Origin of the sequence: Paenibacillus sp. TAB_01, from assembly GCF_043945595.1 — a bacterium.
Taxonomy (GTDB): Bacteria; Bacillota; Bacilli; order Paenibacillales; family NBRC-103111; genus Paenibacillus_S.
Genome location: NZ_JBIFNP010000001.1, coordinates 3,402,072 through 3,419,774 on the forward strand (window position 1 = coordinate 3,402,072; position 17,703 = coordinate 3,419,774).

20 protein-coding genes and 1 pseudogene are annotated in these 17,703 nt (G+C 49.1%); 6 read left to right on the forward strand and 15 right to left on the reverse strand.

Annotated elements, in window-relative coordinates:
* Window positions 1-143 precede the first annotated feature (143 nt).
* On the reverse strand, window positions 144-539 hold the full coding sequence (locus ACHHV8_RS16365; protein WP_395163535.1) for an acyl-CoA thioesterase: 396 nt from the start codon (window positions 537-539) through the stop codon (window positions 144-146).
* 226 nt (window positions 540-765) lie between these two features.
* Here ACHHV8_RS16365 and ACHHV8_RS16370 point away from each other — a divergent pair, with 226 nt between their 5' ends.
* Window positions 766-1,557: a hypothetical protein gene (locus tag ACHHV8_RS16370; RefSeq protein WP_395159674.1), complete on the forward strand. Its 792-nt coding sequence runs from the start codon at window positions 766-768 to the stop codon at window positions 1,555-1,557.
* An 8-nt stretch (window positions 1,558-1,565) separates the two neighbouring features.
* On the forward strand, window positions 1,566-2,036 hold the full coding sequence (locus ACHHV8_RS16375) for a hypothetical protein (protein WP_395163536.1): 471 nt from the start codon (window positions 1,566-1,568) through the stop codon (window positions 2,034-2,036).
* An 82-nt stretch (window positions 2,037-2,118) separates the two neighbouring features.
* On the opposite strand, the gene ACHHV8_RS16380 is transcribed toward ACHHV8_RS16375, so the two are convergent.
* Window positions 2,119-2,484 (reverse strand): CBO0543 family protein, encoded by a 366-nt coding sequence (locus ACHHV8_RS16380; protein WP_395159676.1) that lies wholly within the window; start codon window positions 2,482-2,484, stop codon window positions 2,119-2,121.
* A 112-nt stretch (window positions 2,485-2,596) separates the two neighbouring features.
* Here ACHHV8_RS16380 and ACHHV8_RS16385 point away from each other — a divergent pair, with 112 nt between their 5' ends.
* On the forward strand, window positions 2,597-2,872 hold the full coding sequence (locus ACHHV8_RS16385) for a hypothetical protein (protein WP_395159678.1): 276 nt from the start codon (window positions 2,597-2,599) through the stop codon (window positions 2,870-2,872).
* Window positions 2,873-2,996: 124 nt separating this feature from the next.
* On the opposite strand, the gene ACHHV8_RS16390 is transcribed toward ACHHV8_RS16385, so the two are convergent.
* From ACHHV8_RS16390 to ACHHV8_RS16405, 4 genes are all read right to left on the reverse strand, one after another.
* Entirely contained in the window at window positions 2,997-3,347 is a 351-nt protein-coding gene (locus ACHHV8_RS16390) for a VOC family protein (RefSeq protein WP_395159680.1), read from the reverse strand.
* Window positions 3,348-3,406: 59 nt separating this feature from the next.
* Window positions 3,407-3,922 carry a DUF6933 domain-containing protein gene (locus ACHHV8_RS16395; protein WP_395159682.1) on the reverse strand — a complete coding sequence of 172 codons (516 nt, stop codon included), beginning with the start codon at window positions 3,920-3,922 and terminating at the stop codon, window positions 3,407-3,409.
* A gap of 166 nt (window positions 3,923-4,088) precedes the next feature.
* Window positions 4,089-4,505 (reverse strand): hypothetical protein, encoded by a 417-nt coding sequence (locus ACHHV8_RS16400; RefSeq protein ID WP_395159684.1) that lies wholly within the window; start codon window positions 4,503-4,505, stop codon window positions 4,089-4,091.
* Between the two features lie 196 nt (window positions 4,506-4,701).
* Window positions 4,702-6,120 carry an SGNH/GDSL hydrolase family protein gene (locus tag ACHHV8_RS16405; RefSeq protein WP_395159686.1) on the reverse strand — a complete coding sequence of 473 codons (1,419 nt, stop codon included), beginning with the start codon at window positions 6,118-6,120 and terminating at the stop codon, window positions 4,702-4,704.
* Between the two features lie 167 nt (window positions 6,121-6,287).
* Here ACHHV8_RS16405 and ACHHV8_RS16410 point away from each other — a divergent pair, with 167 nt between their 5' ends.
* Entirely contained in the window at window positions 6,288-6,506 is a 219-nt protein-coding gene (locus ACHHV8_RS16410) for a hypothetical protein (RefSeq protein ID WP_395159688.1), read from the forward strand.
* A 100-nt stretch (window positions 6,507-6,606) separates the two neighbouring features.
* Here the strand turns inward: ACHHV8_RS16410 and ACHHV8_RS16415 are convergent, their stop codons facing one another.
* Together ACHHV8_RS16415 and ACHHV8_RS16420 are read right to left on the reverse strand one after the other, a co-directional pair.
* The gene (locus tag ACHHV8_RS16415; RefSeq protein ID WP_395163537.1) at window positions 6,607-7,506 is read right to left on the reverse strand and encodes a Ger(x)C family spore germination protein; all 900 of its coding nucleotides are present in this window, start codon (window positions 7,504-7,506) and stop codon (window positions 6,607-6,609) included.
* On the reverse strand, window positions 7,407-7,835 hold the full coding sequence (locus ACHHV8_RS16420) for a hypothetical protein (RefSeq protein ID WP_395159690.1): 429 nt from the start codon (window positions 7,833-7,835) through the stop codon (window positions 7,407-7,409). The genes ACHHV8_RS16415 and ACHHV8_RS16420 overlap by 100 nt, the downstream gene beginning before the upstream one ends.
* A gap of 260 nt (window positions 7,836-8,095) precedes the next feature.
* On the opposite strand from ACHHV8_RS16420, the gene ACHHV8_RS16425 reads away from it, so the two are divergent.
* The gene (locus ACHHV8_RS16425; RefSeq protein ID WP_395159692.1) at window positions 8,096-8,896 is read left to right on the forward strand and encodes a DUF2935 domain-containing protein; all 801 of its coding nucleotides are present in this window, start codon (window positions 8,096-8,098) and stop codon (window positions 8,894-8,896) included.
* Window positions 8,897-9,009: 113 nt separating this feature from the next.
* Here the strand turns inward: ACHHV8_RS16425 and ACHHV8_RS16430 are convergent, their stop codons facing one another.
* Both ACHHV8_RS16430 and ACHHV8_RS16435 read right to left on the reverse strand, forming a co-directional pair.
* Window positions 9,010-11,262 (reverse strand): rhamnogalacturonan lyase, encoded by a 2,253-nt coding sequence (locus ACHHV8_RS16430; protein WP_483874881.1) that lies wholly within the window; start codon window positions 11,260-11,262, stop codon window positions 9,010-9,012.
* A gap of 355 nt (window positions 11,263-11,617) precedes the next feature.
* Window positions 11,618-11,878 carry a hypothetical protein gene (locus tag ACHHV8_RS16435; RefSeq protein WP_395159694.1) on the reverse strand — a complete coding sequence of 87 codons (261 nt, stop codon included), beginning with the start codon at window positions 11,876-11,878 and terminating at the stop codon, window positions 11,618-11,620.
* Between the two features lie 439 nt (window positions 11,879-12,317).
* Between ACHHV8_RS16435 and ACHHV8_RS16440 the strand changes: the two genes are divergently transcribed.
* The gene (locus tag ACHHV8_RS16440) at window positions 12,318-12,470 is read left to right on the forward strand and encodes a hypothetical protein (protein ID WP_395159696.1); all 153 of its coding nucleotides are present in this window, start codon (window positions 12,318-12,320) and stop codon (window positions 12,468-12,470) included.
* A gap of 184 nt (window positions 12,471-12,654) precedes the next feature.
* Here the strand turns inward: ACHHV8_RS16440 and ACHHV8_RS16445 are convergent, their stop codons facing one another.
* From ACHHV8_RS16445 to ACHHV8_RS16465, 5 genes and pseudogenes are all read right to left on the reverse strand, one after another.
* Window positions 12,655-13,125, reverse strand: coding sequence for a (2Fe-2S)-binding protein (locus tag ACHHV8_RS16445; RefSeq protein WP_395159698.1), 471 nt, complete (start codon window positions 13,123-13,125; stop codon window positions 12,655-12,657).
* Window positions 13,122-13,967, reverse strand: a complete 846-nt coding sequence (locus ACHHV8_RS16450; protein ID WP_395159700.1) for an FAD binding domain-containing protein — start codon at window positions 13,965-13,967, stop codon at window positions 13,122-13,124. Before ACHHV8_RS16450 ends, ACHHV8_RS16445 begins: the two co-directional genes overlap by 4 nt.
* A pseudogene (locus ACHHV8_RS16455) lies at window positions 13,964-16,286 on the reverse strand (xanthine dehydrogenase family protein molybdopterin-binding subunit). The gene ACHHV8_RS16450 and the pseudogene ACHHV8_RS16455 overlap by 4 nt, the downstream one beginning before the upstream one ends.
* Window positions 16,287-16,545: 259 nt before the next feature.
* Window positions 16,546-17,067 (reverse strand): MFS transporter, encoded by a 522-nt coding sequence (locus tag ACHHV8_RS16460; protein WP_395159702.1) that lies wholly within the window; start codon window positions 17,065-17,067, stop codon window positions 16,546-16,548.
* On the reverse strand, window positions 17,055-17,609 hold the full coding sequence (locus tag ACHHV8_RS16465; RefSeq protein ID WP_395159704.1) for an MFS transporter: 555 nt from the start codon (window positions 17,607-17,609) through the stop codon (window positions 17,055-17,057). The genes ACHHV8_RS16460 and ACHHV8_RS16465 overlap by 13 nt, the downstream gene beginning before the upstream one ends.
* Window positions 17,610-17,703 lie beyond the last annotated feature (94 nt).

The following is a 17,703-nucleotide window of genomic DNA, read 5'->3' on the forward strand; positions in this document are numbered from 1 at the left end:
TCGCTACCCGTCAAGGAACAACAATCGGTTTAACATAGGGACATGACAAATTAGGAATGAAAAATAACCTTTATCAGAGGAACCCATGTCCAGGCTGTCCATCTGATAAAGGCTGTCTATGGATTGTTAAGACGCTTCACGTATCAGCCTTCCAAGGCATTTCGCAGAGCTTCCGGGATCGGATGGCTTGTGCGCGATGCGATATCAATGGTTACACTCGTTACCTGCGCGTCGGCACACAGCTCTCCGGCTTGATTATAAAGCTCCTGCTGCAGAACAAAGCTGGTTCTTCCCGCTTTCACCGGACGGGAACGAATGGTCAGCCGATCACCCTGCCTGCATTCCTTCCGATAATTAATGTTAATATTGACGGTCACGGTCTGTACGCCTAACGCGCTTAATACATCGTAGCTGAGACCCGACTGATCATACCATTCCTCGCGGCCCCACTCAAAATATTCCAAATATTTGGCATTATTCACATGTCCATTCACGTCAATTTCCGTCGACCGGACCACGATATCCAATGTCACTTCCACAACGCTCTCCCCTTCAATAAACTTAAGCTTGTTTGTTTCCATTGTACCATACACTTCCATACATTTATGGCTCATAATTTTTGTTGAAACAGTTCAATCGAAACATACATAGCGGCATGTTCAATCACTATCCCGCATGCACACAATTCCTTATTTAGTATATATTTACATATAATTGGAACAATATAATGTACTATATTATCAAGCACAAAGGACGTATTATTTTATGGATAATTTCAATAACATAGAAAACAAATTTCGTCGTTACAAAGCCTATGTCAGCACCGCTGGCACAACTCAATTTCACCTGCGCAATCCATATATAATCGCATGGTGGTCAGCAGCTTTCCCAGGTTTCGGCCATCTGTTGTTAAGTAAATATTTACGTGGATTGGTATTGTTCATATGGGAAGTAGTTGTAAATTACCATGCTAAAATCAATTTAGCGATGGTACATTCTTTTTGCGGTAATATTGAACTGGCAAAAGAATCTTTGGACACTAGATGGATGCTGATGTACATACCGGTTTATATTTTTGGCATTTGGGATAGTTACCGTACATGTATCGATATGAATAAAGTTGCTTTATTGGCAGAAAGAGAAGATGCACCTTTTAATTCTTTCAGTATCGGGGCACTTGAAATTAACTATTTGGACAAACGTAAGCCGGAAATGTCCGTGCTTTGGTCTCTGTTTATGCCCGGGCTGGGACAATTGCATATTCATCGCGTCTTAAGCGCATTTTTTTCACTAATCTGGACCATAATTTTCTTATACTTCTCAAAGGCACTCATAGCTGTACAATTACTTTTCCTTGGAAACATACAACAAGCAACATTCGTACTTGATAAACAATGGCTCCTCTATATGCCTTCTATGTGGGGGTTTGCTGTTTACGATTCCTATATGAACACGGTGGAAAACAATAAGTTGTATAATTGGGAACAAAGAGCTTTCCTGATAAAACAATTTCAACATCCTAACTTTAGTATAAAAAAAGGAAAGGTGGTGGATTAGATTACATGGTGCAAGTTTTTTCCACCTTCGAGCATTCAGCAAATTTGGAATTGGCTATTAGCTATTTAGAGAAAAACGGAATACATAAAGAAAATATTTTTGCTATTCCATTAACGAACCGGAAAACGGAGCGAAGGTTATTCGATAGCATACATAATGCAGATGGAATTTCACTTATCAGTACAGGGACGGCTTTAGGAACTGCTTTTTCCGTTGTTGGAGCAAGTATTGGCTTTAGATTAGAATGGGGACCCATTTATTGGGGGCTTATTGGGACCGGAGGAGGCTTTATTTTAGGGTTTATTATAGACTTGTACTATTATAAATTCGTTAAGAAAAATCAACGTCTCCGGCGCGGAAAAAATTCAGAAGTTATTTTAATCGTTGATTGCGAAGAAACACAAAGTGATATGGTGGAAAATATTCTTTGGCATCACTTTGCTCTAGGCACGGCAAAAATTCAATATGCAGTTCAATAAATTTAGGATCTCAGCTTCGCCCGGTTTATCTTTCTTCTAAAATTTCTGAACACCTCAGCTGTACTCCTTGTAATCAAGGATTTCAAGCTGACGCTGAGAAACGTATGATACCAAGTCCAACCATTTTCCATTTGAAGAAACATACTTTATATAAGATAGCTGCTAGTCTGTTTTTGTTTGTCATTTGGTTGTAAATGACGGTCACAGTCGGATAAAGAACAATGTCATATAAAATATGAATATTAAATATTTTCGGCAGCATACGTGTTGGGTAAGTAATAAAGTTCTTCGTTACCAGTTTATCTAGTGCTATATTGGTAATCCCATTAAAGAAATACGCAAACAGCCAATCCTTTTTGGATTCACGCTTCATTATAACGGATAATGTACCAATCGAAAGTACTAATAAAGCATGTAAAAAAGCTATTTCCTTCTTCTTCCTCCCCATCGACACCACTCCTTCTTATAAATATTTTGCTCTGTTTTTCAATATCCATGCGTTTCAAGGCTTCTACTCTACACGCTGGCCGAATAAGATGATCGAATAGGAGGTGTGCTAGATGGTTGTCTACCGATATAACGAAATCCCAAAAGAACTGCTACCGGATCATTCCTATACCTTGCGGGAAATCAGGTTGTTTCTTGCCATTAATAAGGGCTCCATTTTTCTTCACAAGGATATCAATTACCTGGACGGCGAATCCAGACAAAAAGTGACCGTTACTGCAAAAGACGAATATTACATTCACCAGCAAGGGGAACGTTCCTACCTTGTTCCGTTGGAAAAGACTTTCATTTATTCTTTAAGCTCTGAAAGTGCGAAACTTCCGAATTAGATTCATGCAGCCTCTGCCCTGTCTCAACACATGCGGACAGGGCATTTTCTCTTGATGGGCATACCTTCCTTTACGAATTTTTTCGTGTTAAAAAGTCCCAAAGAGTAGAGTCTTCGAGTGTTCTTTAGCATTGGCATATCATCAACTGATTGCCATCAGGGTCTTTAAAATGAAACCATTGGCTATGCTCTATCTGTGAGGTGATGTTTACTTGTTTTGACTTCATAAACTCATAAGCCTTCTCAATATCGTTCGTATTCAGATGAAATGCCGGAACTCTATAAACATGATCCTCTGCATAAATTCTGCTATCCAATACGATCCCGGTTCCATTCATAGGCAGGACATACAAGTGTCCGAATAATATTTCCCCATCAGCGGGAAGACCCAGCAGGTCGCAATACCAATCGCGCGCTTTTTCGATATGGCTTACAGGGATAAATACCGTACCGATTTGATTTAATATCGGGTTCATGGTCACAGCCTCCTGATTTTGTTGGTCTGCTAATTAAGGAATGGCAGCCGAATAGGACTTTATTTGATCTCGGGAGCTGTTGAATATCTGCTTTTAAGCTCAGCTTTAAAAAACTCCAGCGGTCTCGCATAATTGATCGGCTTGTAGATGATAGTATTATTCCATTTATTTAGTTCAAGTAGATTTTCAAACTCGGTCCTTGCTTCCTGCATGATCAAAACCACATCATTCATTGTGCTGATAACGCTTCTATTATTGGTAGTAGTTACTACAACATTTTCACAATTATTTATATATTCATGAATCATAGCCTTATCAGTATCTTCACTAATCAAAAAATCATTTAAATCTTTCAAAAAGAGATCCTTAAGATTTTTATATTGTGTACTTCTTATTCCAGACATGGTTATACTCAATCTTGATAAATCATTCATAAAGATAACATGCTTTCTTCTATTCACCATGACAAGATTTGCATGCCAGCTGAAAAATGAATCAGATATATCTATTTTTCCTACGGCTTTTTCCATCTTCATATCTATTAATAATTTTTTAGTTCCCCGGATTACCAGCATAAACCGCCTCATCTCTTTTCAGGTTAAACCTCCTTTCTATTATAGCAATATATTAAAAAGTGGATATATTATATTTTACCCGCCGCACCCCCATTACTCCACGGGATTTCTTTTAACTGAAATAACAAATAGACCTTCCAACGGAAGGCCTTGTAAAATCAATCGTTCAGTTGTTGAATCGGGTATTTAATATCGATTTTACGGCTACACCGATACCTAACCCAACGAACATCCCCGAGAGTCCCAACCATACGGCTCCCCATAAATTCTGCGAATAAATAACACCGATCGTGCCAAAGTAAGCTCCGCCGACGGCGGGCACGGCCGCATAAGGCTTCGTAATCTCTGCCGCATCTTTATAGGCATCCCAAATGCCGAACATGTAGAGACACGGGTAAAACATCAGCCATTTATACTCCGATTCAGCCACAGCTTGCGTAATATCCCCGCGAAAGCTTGAAATAATCACCTGATTCAGGTTGGACTGCAGGTTAACGATGAATTCCAAGCTAACAAGTATAAAGCCTTTGACCAGCTTCCCATTCAGAATTTGCCCGAAACCCGGAAAGGCAATGCTCCACAATACAACTTCAATCCGCCTGCTTCTTCCCATTTCCTTCCCAACTTTTCTATGAAATTATACGCGTTCTGCCGCTTTTATGTCGGGTGTTTACTGTGGTATCGCAGCTTCGGTCCAAGGTAAATTAAGCTCGCTGCTTATTTATTTGTATTATAGACAGAAGGTGTAAAGCCTACACGGCACAAATTCTTAAATTTTGTTAATCATGTATCGACGGTGAATGAATCCAGGCGTCTCCGGCCCAGGAACGGATGTGATACCAGCCGTTTCCCTTTTCGAAAGCCGATACCTTCTGCGGTGTGATGCTTCCGAGTGTATAAGCATCCTCCCATGGGTATTTTTTCAACTCCGTCACGGTATTGAGTTCTACCGTTTCCTGTATCGGTTTCACATCGGAAGGCAGCGCATAACGTTCATTGATCCATTTGGGTCCTGCTACGGTCTTAATATAATAAAACCACTCGTTCTTCCAATAAGGAAAACCGTGCCAGCGGGCAAGCACCTGTACCGACTGCGGCGACAGAAAGAACCCGGCGTCTTGGCCCGTATTCGCAGTGTAAGGATTATCGAACGCATAAGTGTCCGCCTTCAGCTGCAGCGTTTCTGCGCTCATGCCGGGGACGGTTTCCAAAGCGCCGCCGACCGGGTTGATCCATTTGTCGCCAAGCCATGTTTTGACTTTATAAAATTCGCCTTTTTGTGCGGTGACCTGCAGAGTCTGGGGAGTAATAACGGCGCGGGGTTTGGGGTCGTCCCCTTCTAATCCGCCAGGCATCTCATCATACAGCCGCTCGTCTTTCAGAGTGGTGATCGTCTTGCTCACTTGACGCAGCTGAGTAAAGGATTCCGCCTGAACCTCGCGAGGCTTCGTTTTCCCGGTGATTCGGTCGACAAGGGCATCGGCAATCGCCCGGTATCCGTCATCATTAGGGTGCAGAATATCGTTCATTAACGGATGCTCCGGCATCGATTTTCGCCCGAATACGAGATTCGGGATATCCAGCACATCAACCCGGTCATCATAGCCCTCGAAGCTGTCATACACTTCCCACAGCTGGTCGGAATAAAGCTGGGCATTTTCAATAGGGGTTAAATAAATCGTTTTGGATAAATTCTTGCTTAGAAAAGGATTCGGCGTCCGCAGCAGCACCGCCCCGCGGGTCTCCTTCAGCAGCTTGTCCACCGCAAGCTTAAGATCGCTCTTGATTTGCTCCGGGCTGCTTCCCGCCGTATCCTCCCCTCCCCTGATATCGTTGATTCCGTAGGAGAGGATATAGAGATCGGCGTCTTCTTGAATCGCTTTGCTAAGCGTATTTCCATTGGCCGAGACGTCGTTCACAAAATTATGCAGCGTATTCCCGCTTGTCCCCAGATTATGTACGACCGCACCTTCAAGCGGACCGCCGGAAGCGGCATACTGGCGGGTTATACGTTCATACAGCGCCGGTGCCGCCTCCGTCGTACTGTCTCCTACTAAATCGATGACTTTACCGGCTTTAGAGCCCTCATAAAAAGATTGAATAGAAGGTGCGGCAGCAGCCCCCGCTGCGGCTGGAGTAAACAGAACCGGAACAGAAGCAGCTAGACATAGGCTCGCGATACATGCAAATTTGTTCACCTGTTCTTCCCCTCTTTCCTGCTAATCTAGGTTTGTCGGTATATTATTACCCAAACGAGCGAAGTTGGATAGCGGGCCGCCGCGGCATCTGCACCTGCTGCAGCCTGCTGGTTGATATGCCTCTCAAATGGGTAAATGGTTGGAAACATCAGAGGCAGGTGATAGATATGAATGAATTTGAAAAGGACAGCGACCAGGTTAAGCGTAAAGGCAGCCGCGACCATCCCGAGCAGTATCCTACGGAGAAAGAAAGTCTTTTCGATAAATTCAAAAGCGAGCAAACCGTCGATCCGATCCCTGTTGAAGATTTAAATTTGCAGGTTCGGGAAGAGGCGGACAAAGAAGCTACCAAGCATAAGTCTTCAAGCGAAAACAAGTATAAATAACGAGAACGACTTGATCGATCGGTTTGCGTAGGGGGGGATGTCAAGCCATTCCCCCTCTCCATTCCCGGAAAATTTGAGCGCTGCGATAAGTTCACTCATATCAGGTGGCTTTCATCCCCACACGGCGGATATGTACATCTAACTCAACATCGACATGAAGCTTGCCATACTGTTCAATCCAATGATCCGAGGTCTGAATATGCTCATTCCAATACTCCGGTAACCGCGCCCGAATATACTCGCCGAATCCGAAGATATCGGCTCCGGCCGTCTGCGTCATCGAAATAAGCTCCTTGTACCTCTTAATGTCCTGCTTCTCAATCTGCTTCTCTATGGCATCAATGACTTCCCGGTTAATTGGGATGGCTCTCCTGCTTTTACTGAGCAAATTGCCTTCAATCGTCGTTCTTACGCGGACACGCGGCTCGCCATTGCGTAACGTGACATCAAAACGGGATTTTCTCGTCCGGCTTTGAAACATGAAGTAATTATTTATGCCTTCCGGCTTAACGTATCCCTCTCCTCCCCCTTTTTTCACACCAACTATTCCCATATAATAGATGATTTGTTTGGTCGTTGTAATTGCAACCAGCTTATTTTTTGTAAACAATCCCAGCCCGCTGATTTGGACATTGTCATTCTTCATTAATTCAATGTAAGGCAGGTAGCCGGCTTTCCCTTTAGACGATACGGCGCTCCAGAAGATGCCCAGAGAATCGTTCGGAAGACGTCCCATTTTGACCGACTGCTCCATCGTCGTGACCAAATACAGCGTTGGAAAGCGCTCCAGCTGAGGGGAAGCACGGATGACATCGGAGGCTTTACCCTTGCAAATCACCATCCAATTCGTCCTTCTCACTTCCGGATTGCGGCGGAAATAATCATTCATATCTTCAATTCCTAATCTTGCAACGGTTTCAGAAATAACAATAATGCGGAGATGGCCGAAAAAAAGCGGGCGTGAAATGCGCTGCTGGAGATTGGTGAGCGCATCGGCAATCGAATAACCCTCAGCCTCGACGATCCATACCGTTTTCCCCCTCCTCCGCCGCCTCCACCCTCTCCGGGCCCGAGCGGGATGCGTCCCGGAACGGCAATTTGTACGGAAATTTTAATCAGGCCCACCTTTGTAATATGTAAAACTTTACCGCTGGGGTGATTGATCACATCTTCCGGTTTTGCCAGCGTATGGTCGCTTTTGTCTATGCCGATCCCAAGAACAATTCCTCTCTCATCAATCTCCAATTGATCCCAGCAGCCGGAAAGCAGCGGTGAGACTAACAAAAGCATGAGAACTACAGCCAATGTTTTTTGCCTTATGAGATTCATGCATCTCACCCCTTTTTCCCGCCAAGGTTGCATTGGCAGATTCTGCATTGCGCGAAGCAAGCAGAGCTGGGAGCCGAAAGACGGCGCGGTCAGCCCTGGCTTATTTTTCCGCACTTCTGTATAACGTATTCAACAATTTCCGCACGCCAAACCGCCTTTCGCTCGTTGTGCGAAAAGCTCAGCTAGCATATCCGTACAGGAATAGCCCCTAGACGCTTCTCATACATTGGAGGATATAACCCAAGAAGGAGCTGTTTGCCTTGCCGGACCAGGAAGCGCAATTCGAGCATCAGTTTTGGCTGCAAATTTTGGGAGACCATGCCCGGTTTATCCATAATACGCTGTATCCGTCCGAGAAAAAGGATATTGAACTATCGGAGCAATTCATTCAACAATTCGATACGCTGCTCGAACAATCCCGCGGATCGCTTCATCCCTCCCAGCTGTCGGAGTTAAATCAGGAGGCGTATCAGGCAACCGTCCGTCTTCGCGCCTATAAGCTGAATTTACTGGACCGATCCCTCCTGGGAGCCGTTAAAATCGGCATCACTCCGTCGTTCCTGAACCATATGGTTAATGAACTGGAAGAATATGTCCGCATTCTGGATGCGCTTCTGGCCGGAAGACCCGTGCCGAACTATCCCCCGCTTCACCATGATCTTCTATGGTTATCCGATGCGGCGTTTCATTCTTCAGCTATCTCCACCGAGCTGGATTTCGTCGAAAGAAGGCTGATTGAGAAGAGCAGAGGGTTCGAGCGGCATTTCAGTGATTTCTATTTGAAGGCGATCGAGCTGGCCGGTTATATGCGCACGATGAGACAGCAATACCCGTCGTTTATCCGGTTTCATCGGGATATTCATCTCGAGATGGCGTTGTTTATGGCTTTTCTCAAAGAGGTGGAGCAGCTCGATTTGAGCGAAGAGCTGATCAGCAGCCTGAATCCGCTCATTCCGGATCATATGTACAGAGAGGAATGCTATTATTTGAAAAAACTTGCGCAATCCGAAGAAATTTCCGCACCCGACTGTAATCCAGCCGCGCCCCGGGTGGAAAGCTGAGACACGGCGCGGAATGACGCGGTCCCGGATCCAATTGCTGCCTCTTAACTCACTGTACTTTTAAAAAAGGAGGAACAGGCTAAATCCGCCCTGTTCCTCCTCTTCAGCTTAACCTACTTTACTTTTATGCGGTCGCTGCCGCTCAATTGGTTTCCATCCTCCAAACGGCCGGTAACGGTAACATCGACGTCCCCGGATTGACCCGAGAGAGCATGAATGAGCTCGTCCCGGTCGAATTTGACCGTGTACCCTTTCCTGCTGTCTCCTTTTATTTGTCCGCCTTGTATGGAGGAACCGCCATATACGCTCATGGAAACCGAGGTCAGTCCCACCGCCTTCGTATCCGGATAATTCGGCAGATCCACTTGCACCGTGACGGAACGATCCCCACCGCTGCTTTTCGTATTCAGCGTGCCGGGAGAAACTTTCACCTTGGCTGGATAGGTTACATAAATATCCGGTGCCGGTGGCTGCGTCATCCCTTCGCCCAAATAATAGCTCGTGTGAGGCGGCTGATTATAAGCTACGTTCTGCCATGCTACGTCAAGCCGGTACACCGGATCGTGCATTAATGTCGGCAGCTTGTGCTCCGTGATGGCTGTTGTCGTATAGATACGCAATGCGCTGCTATCCGTCGTTCTCCAGATGGCTTCCTCGCGCCAGTCTCCCAAAATATCGGCCTGCAGGCTCGGATTGCCTTTCGTTGTATTGTTGGACAACGTTCCGTCGGCCGTCAATAAGTTGACTGTGGTCCCATTGACATAATCCCACTTGTCAATCTTGCCTGAACCCGCAGCGATAGCCGCATCGTAGTTATGGTCCAGCAGCTCGCGAAGCAGATCTCCGTCCCACCAGATGCCGAAGTTCGTTGACGATGGCGTAGTGCTGCTGAGCTTTTCACCTTTGACGGTATAAAGTCCTACTCCGCCGGCCGCCCACTGCTCTTCGCCTTTATACCTCGGGTCGATATCGGCGGACATGCCGCGGCCCGTATCTTTGCCTGTGTATACGCCCCAGATCGTCTGGCCTGTAGCGGCATCCCAGACCGCGGCGCCGTAAGGAGCGTCTTTATGCTCCATAACCTTGAACACCTCCAGACCTGGCCGGTTCGGATCGAGATCCCCTACATGCAGCGCATCTCCATGTCCCAGACCGGTGCTGTACAGCACTTGTCCGTTATCGTCGAAGGTCATGGCGCCGTACACGATTTCATCCTTGCCGTCGCCGTCCACATCAATGGCCGTCAAGTTATGGTTCCCTTGAGCTTCATATAACGGGTTGCCGTTACTATCGAAGTCCCACAGCTTGGTCAACTGACCGTCCCGCCAGTTGTAGGCGACCAGCGTGGTTTTGGCGTAATAGCCGCGTGCCATGACCAAACTCGGTCTGTTGCCGTCCAGATAGGCGATAGTAGCCAGAAAGCGGTCAACCCGGTTTCCGTAATTGTCCCCCCAATCCGTTACGGCTCCCCTCGCAGGCTCAAACGGAACCGACAGCAGCTCTTTGCCTGTCGCGCCTTCAAACAGGGACAAATATTCCGGACCGGACAGCACATAACCGGCACTATTCCGGTAGTCGGCGTCCGGGTCCCCGATCACCTTCCCTTTTCCATCGATTGCGCCGTCCGCCGTTCGCATCGCTACTTCGGCCTTTCCGTCGCCGTCCAAATCATAGACCATAAATTGGGTGTAATGCGCCCCCGCGCGAACATTGCGCCCGAGTGAAATTCTCCACAGAAAGGAGCCGTCCAGCTTATACGCATCCACAAACACTTCACCCGTAACACCGCTTAGGGAATTGTCCTTGGAGTTGGAAGGATCCCACTTCAATATAATCTCATATTGGCCATCGCCGTCCACATCCCCGACGCTGGCATCGTTCGCGCTGTAAGTGTAAGTTGAACCGTCGGGATTCACCCCGTCAGCCGGTTTCTGCAGCGGTACATCCAGATAGGAGCCGCCCCAAACCTTCGCCTTTTCCGAGTTCGGCCGCTCCTTGCCTTTGACGATCGCCCGAACGGTATAGGTGCTCCGCTCCTTACCGGCTGGATCCAAATAGTTCGTACTGGTTGTAATAGGGTTTTTATTTACCTTCTTACCGTCCCGGTACAGGTTGAACGAAATATCCGACGGCTCCGTACCAAGCAGCCGCCAGCTGACGAAGACGCCGTCACCGGTTTTGACAGCAACGAGTCCCCGGTCCAAATATTCCATCTGCCGCTTTTCATGCGGCGCTCCGGCCGTGATAGATGCGGGCTCTGCCGCAGCCGCTTGCAAAGGAATACTCAAGGCTGCGATCTGAAGAGAGCCGAGCAGGCATAAGCCCGATTTCTTCATGTACTGCTTCCATTTCCATTCATTCTGCATCAATTGGTGCCTCCTTGGATTAGGAATATGCCGCGATGCCGCTGCGACTCCACCAATGTATTCCATCCAACATTTTCCATCAATAGGAGATTTTTTCGCCGCAAAGGATGGCCAAAGATAAAAAAAGTACTAGTTCGGAAAAAAAATACACAAGCCAGGGATAACCCGAAGGAAATTTGTGCTACGCTCCCCATGCAGATGCGAAGCTTTTGTCCTATTCAAACAAAAAAATCGCCCTCCGGTTGATCCGGAATCAGAGCGATGGTGTGAAAAGTAGGTAAACTTAGAACTCACAAGGGACCCTGCTTCCAGCCTGCCTGCATCTTCGTACAAGCTGGCCGCATCAGCTGCCCGTTTATTTCGCATAATTATTCATTATATCTTGAATCGAAGCAAGCTTAGTATGAATATACCCTTCCGGGTCCACAATGTTGACCTTTCCCTTCAGCTCCTGCGCTTTCACATCCGCAAACATGGCTGCAATCCTGGCAAGATTGTCGATTATAGAGATCAGCTCATGATCTTCCTTATGGAGAATTGCAAACTCGCTTACGTCTTCAAGCTCATGACGAATGGCTTCTATCCCATCTGCTGTGAATCTTTCAAAAGGAGTCATCCTATCCATTCCTTTCCGGATGAAGTAATTATATATATGTAGTTTAGGAGAGAAAAAGAATAGGAACATTCGAATCCTAGGACTGGCCGGCGCGATAGTATAACCGCTCAGGGAAGGGGTGTAAATCAGCCTTAATATGCTTTGCCCAATGGGTTATCCTCACAAAATAGACCTGCGGTCCTGAAACCGCTCCGGCCTGCCGGGTAAATTCGCCAGCTTTCTACATTCTATGGCGGTTTTCTTACAAAAATAATTCTTTTAACCCAATTTTAACATCAATATTCGACAAATACCTAGGTTATATAGTATAATAGACTCATTAAACAAATTATAGGAAGTGATTCTATGGCACTAGGTATTTGGAATGGAATAGGTTTATTTTTTCTTATTGCCGTTATTTACTTGTCCCTGCGAATTCTCTTTGGTAAGGAAAACAGCTATGATTAAAGATGTAGTGAAAGAAGATTTGGAGAACCGTTTGAAGCATGTCATGGAGCAAATCCATAAAATGATGGACGAGAAGAAAAAGCGTTCGTTCCTGATGAAAATAAAGAGAACGAAGCCGAAGACAAAGCCCAAAGGATGGAACTAATCCGTTACTCATACAGCAAGAAAATACAGCATCCTTCCGTCCCTATGATGAACAGGGAAGCTATTCATACAACAACCAAACGGCCATGATCCCTTCTCAGGAGGGGCATGGCCGTTTTGCTGCGGACAGCTGCCGCTTTTATGGAAATCATCAGCGGAATTTACGTCACCTTCGCTTTATATAATTATTCGCGAGGCGGTATGACAGACCGAACCGCCGCTTGAATCTCCGCATAGCTGGTACAGCGGCATATATTGGATTGCAGCCACTCCTGGATCACCTCTTCGTCCGCCTGCGGACTATGATGAGCTAAAGCGTGGCACACCATAATAAATCCCGGTGTACAAAACCCGCATTGAAACGCGAATTTCTCTAAAAACGCCTTCTGTATCGGCGTATCTCCGCCCAAACCTTCGATCGTAGTGATCGTGCTTTCCTGTCCCTCCACCGCGAGCATTAAACAAGATTTAACCGGAGCTCCGTCTACGATGACCGTGCAGGCGCCGCAGTCACCGTTCTCGCAGCCGGCCTTCGCTCCCGTGAGCCCCAGCTGCTCGCGAAGCACACGGAGCAGCGTATCTGCTGAACGGATCGTGACATTGTGCCGCTTCCCGTTAACCCGCAGCTCCGCCTCGCCTCTGACCGTTCCGCTCAAAGCGCATTCCCCCTCCGTTCCAGCATGGTCATCGCATCCGCTAACGTATTGCGCAGCACGAATGTCCTGTAAGCCGATGAACTTAAGGTGTCATTCAGAATGGGGACAGGCCACAGTCGTATGGCCCGCTCGATGCGCTCCTCCAGCGAAAACGAGCCGTCGTTTAGTACCTCCTCCAGCCTTCCCGACCGAAACGGCACGGCACTGACACCGCTGAACGCCATTCGGACGCCTCCCTCGGACCGGAGACCCGCGATCCGGACGATCGGGTAATCGATTTTTTCCAGCTTCGTCTTTTTTATCGTGACGAAAGGCATCTGAAGGTAACGGCTGCCGCACATAACCTGTACCAGCAGCTCGCCTCTCTGCAACCGGGGCTCACCGTTCAATATCTGATGAAGAGGAAGACGCCGCCTTCCGCTCGGACCGGTCAATACGGCCTCGCCGTCGGCCAGCAGGAAGGGAAGCAGCGCCTCGCGGTAAATGAATTTTCCGCACAGGTTGCCTCCCAGCGTAATTTTGTTACGATTCGTATGGCTCGCGAGCCCCCGAACCGTCTCCCCGAGCAAAGGAAACACATTCCTCTCGGAGAGCGCCGTCAGCGTAAGGGCGGAACCCAGCACCAGCTGCTCCTCTCGCAGCTCCATCACATTGCATTCCGGTATGCCCTTGATATCGATGACAGCCCCGGTCCGCAGCTGATTCAACCGAGCCATCGAAATAATTTCCGTACCTCCGGAATAGTACAGGGCACCTTTCCCGTCCGCATCCGCCTGCCGGAAAAGACGAACCGCTTCATCGGCCGTGGACGGCTTGTAATATTCGAAATCGAATGAGATCATCGTCCCCCTCCCGTATACCGCCAGATGAGCTCCGGAGTCAGCGGCAGCCGGTTCAGCTCAACGCCTGCCGCCACAGATAACGCATTAGCCAGCGCCGGCGGCATGCCGATCGTTCCATGCTCTCCAACGCCGCGTGCGCCGTAGGGGCCATCCAGGAAAGGCGTTTCCACAAACTCCGCCAAGTACTCCGGCACTTCCCCGTACCGGGTAATTTTGTAAGAACGCAGCTGGGGATTCAGCACGATGCCTTCATCATTGAACAAAAAGGCCTCCCGGGTAGCGAAGCTGAGTCCCATGTTCATGCCTCCGATGACTTGGCCTCGGGCCGTTCCTTCGTTAATAACTTTCCCCGCGTCAAATACGGACGCCACTTTAAGCACGCGGTATGTGCATTCCCGGGTATCGAATTCGACTTCCACCGCCTGCGCGCCGACCGTCCACTGCTGGCCGGGAATCCCCTTGCCCGTCTCGGGGTCCAGCGAGGTGACTTGATGAACCCGGTAGCGCCCGCGACCTATAACCGGCTCGCCTGTCGCGCTGCCGTCCGGGTTCGTATAACCGGCCGCGACCTCGCGAATCTCCAGGCTTCGACCCGGATCAGCCTTCATATAAACTTTCCCGTGCGCGACTTCAAGCTGTTCCGGAGAGCAGCTGAACACAAGGGCCGCGTTCCGCTTAAGCTGCAGGATGGCATCATCCGCCGCATCCAGTACGGCCCGGCCGACCATCATCGTGCTGCTGCTCGCTACCGTTCTCCAATGCTCCGGAGTAATCTGCGTATCGACATCCATTTTGATATGGATCTGCGCGACGGGCAGCTTCATCCGTTCGGCAAGAAGCTGCGTCATGACGGTGCGGTTGCCCTGACCGATCTCCACCGATCCTACGCTGAGATTCAGGGTACCGTTGTCATTAAACGTAATTGTTGCGCCGGAGCCGGTATCTATCGCAGAGCCGGCGGTTTTCCAGACACAGGCTATGCCTTTGGCCCTCACCTTATGCCGGTTAGTCCTCAATCCTCCTCCCCTCGTCCCAACGGATGAGCCGCTTTAATTTAACGATGCATTGCTCCAAATCGCCTATATTGCTGCTGTTCAGCGGAGCTTGTGTCGGCGTCGTGTCACCGGGCTTGATCGCGTTGCGAAGCCGGAAGTCCAACGGGTCCATCGCAAGCTTCTTGGCCAGCAGATCCATCGCGCGTTCCATACAATGCAACGCTTCCGTATGTCCGAATCCGCGGAAAGCCGTAGCATAAGGATGGTTCGTATAGACGCACAGAGCGTCGCACCAAACATGGTCAATCCGGTAGGGTCCCGTACAATCCACAGCCGCCGCTTGGGTAACGGTGGCTCCCTCGTCCGTATAACCGCCCGTGTCGAACAGGTACGTGATCTGCGCTGCAGTCAGCTTCCCGTCCCGGGTAGCCCCCAGCTTGACCTTGGCTTCGAGCCCGATGTGGCAGGGCGAACCGATCATATCCGATTCACGGGTGTTATTAATCTTGACCGGCCGGCCGCCGCACGCCTTGGAGGCGAGATAAGCTATGTACTCCAGCTGTACCGAGCCCTTCCCGCCGAAGCCTCCTCCTACGAAAGGCACGTGAACAAGCACATGAGAAGAGTCGACCTGAAAAAAACGCTGAAACAGCCGTTTAATGACATACGGGCTTTGCGTGGAGGTTTGTATATTTACCATTCCGCTTGGCATGGCCTCGGCAATGGAGCAACGCGGTTCCATCGCGCAGTGATCGGATGAATGAAAAGCGTAGGTGTCTTCCACGACCACCTCGCTTGCGGCCCAGCCAGCCGCCATATCGCCCTTTCGAATTTTGACATGGCTGCCGATATTCGTGCCCGCAACGGGAAAGACATCGCCATACTTTTTGTAGTCCGCCAGCTCCTCGTGGATCAGAGGCGCTCCCGGGCGCAGAGCGCTGCTCGGCGAATTCACGACAGGCAGCTGCACGAATTCGGCGCGGATCAGCTCGGCCGCCCGCTTGGCTATCTGCTCCGTCTCCGCCACCACCACGGCGAACGGTTCGCCGAAATAGCGCACCTTCTTGACGGCAATGGGCGGCCGGTCGGCAAGAACGGTGCCGGTAAGCACCGGAAAATCCTCTCCGGTGAGCACCGTCTGCACGCCGGTGACTTCCAGTGCTTTGGAGGTATCGATTGATACAATCCGGGCATGCGCATAAGGGCTGGTCACCAGCCAGCCGTGCAAATGACGCGGGGATTGGGTATCGTTCGTGTACTTGGCGAATCCGGACACTTTATCTCTCGACTCAACTCTCGGAATGGCCTTTCCGACTGTCTCCAATCTTCATACGCCTCCCCTGCCGTTTCAACGAAGCTTTCCTGGTTTAAACCTTCCCTTACACGAGGCTGCTGATAAAAGTCATCGCTGCGAGTGCGGAACCTTGTTCCAATCGCTGTTGTCCCTTTTATTTCTTTGATTATATTCCGCTTTTAGCGGTTGAAATCCAGGGACAAACGCAAACACTTTGGTTTCTGCAGAACAATTCCGTACTCTCCGCTAGTTTTTCGGCGGCCCGCTTTAAACCAGGCTTCTTTCTACATCATATAGCTAATCTTGTTGTCCTATACCCGCCGATTATGGACCCGGCCGTGATGCCTATATATAAGGCGGTGTTGTTCCATGCCATTATCATACCTCTGGTCTTCGGAAATGCCTCCGCCAACCGGGCTTGATAGGATGTAAAACCGGCATAGCCGACCAATGCCCATAAAAAAAGAAATATATAAACCCAGCCGCCCGCAGAGAAAAAGCTCCCTAAGCCTATAAGAATAATCGTTAAACCGAGCAGTGCGGTATTCGACAAGCTTCGCGCGCCAAGCTTGTCGGTCAGCTGACCGCTTAGAAGGCTGCCCATAACGGCGCCAATGCCGTAAAAAGCAATGGCTAACGCAATGTCCGATGCCGTGAACCGATTGGCGTAATAGAGCGCTGCACCCAAATAAACGTAAAGAGCATACATAGCAATTGCCCACAGGGCTGTGACGCATACGCTGCCCAGCATTGCCGGTACATTGCCCTGCAGCGGGCTCTGCGGCAAGCTCCGCGTCTTCACTTGGTCCATGCCCGGCTGTTCCATAACATCAAGACGGCCCCGGTCATAGCCATAACCAGGAATACCGAACGCCACCCGAAAAAATGTTCCAGCCAGGTTCCGAGAGGCGCGCCCGCGCATAAGGCTGTCAGATGGCCCGAAACGGCAACGGAGAGCCATGCTCCTCTGCGGTCCGGAGGCGCCGTGTCTCCGATGCTTGTATAAATCAATGGAGTTATTGAAGCAACGGCCAGCCCCGCCAGCATGCGGCTTGCAATTAACCATGAGAATGCAGGCGCATAAGCCGTAGCGATGTTCGAGATGGCGAACAGCAGTAACCCGACCGTAATGAGCAATCGCCGTCCGCTCCGGTCCGACAGCCAGCCGAATACAGGAGCCGCCGCAGCATAGGTCACCGAGAATACCGTTACCATCCATCCGGCAGCCGCGGAGCTGACCTCGTACTCCTGCGAGAGGACAGGGAGCAATGGGGAAACAACGAATAAATCGGTTCCTATGAGAAATAAGGTGATCCAGCCGACGATCAAGCGTAGTCTTCCTTGTCCTGTCATAGCCCCTCCCGGCATCCCGTGGTACATTTCCGCAGCGCAATTCCGTGACGTGTTTCCATGCTGTATTTCAATATATTCCGAAAAACGGCGAATG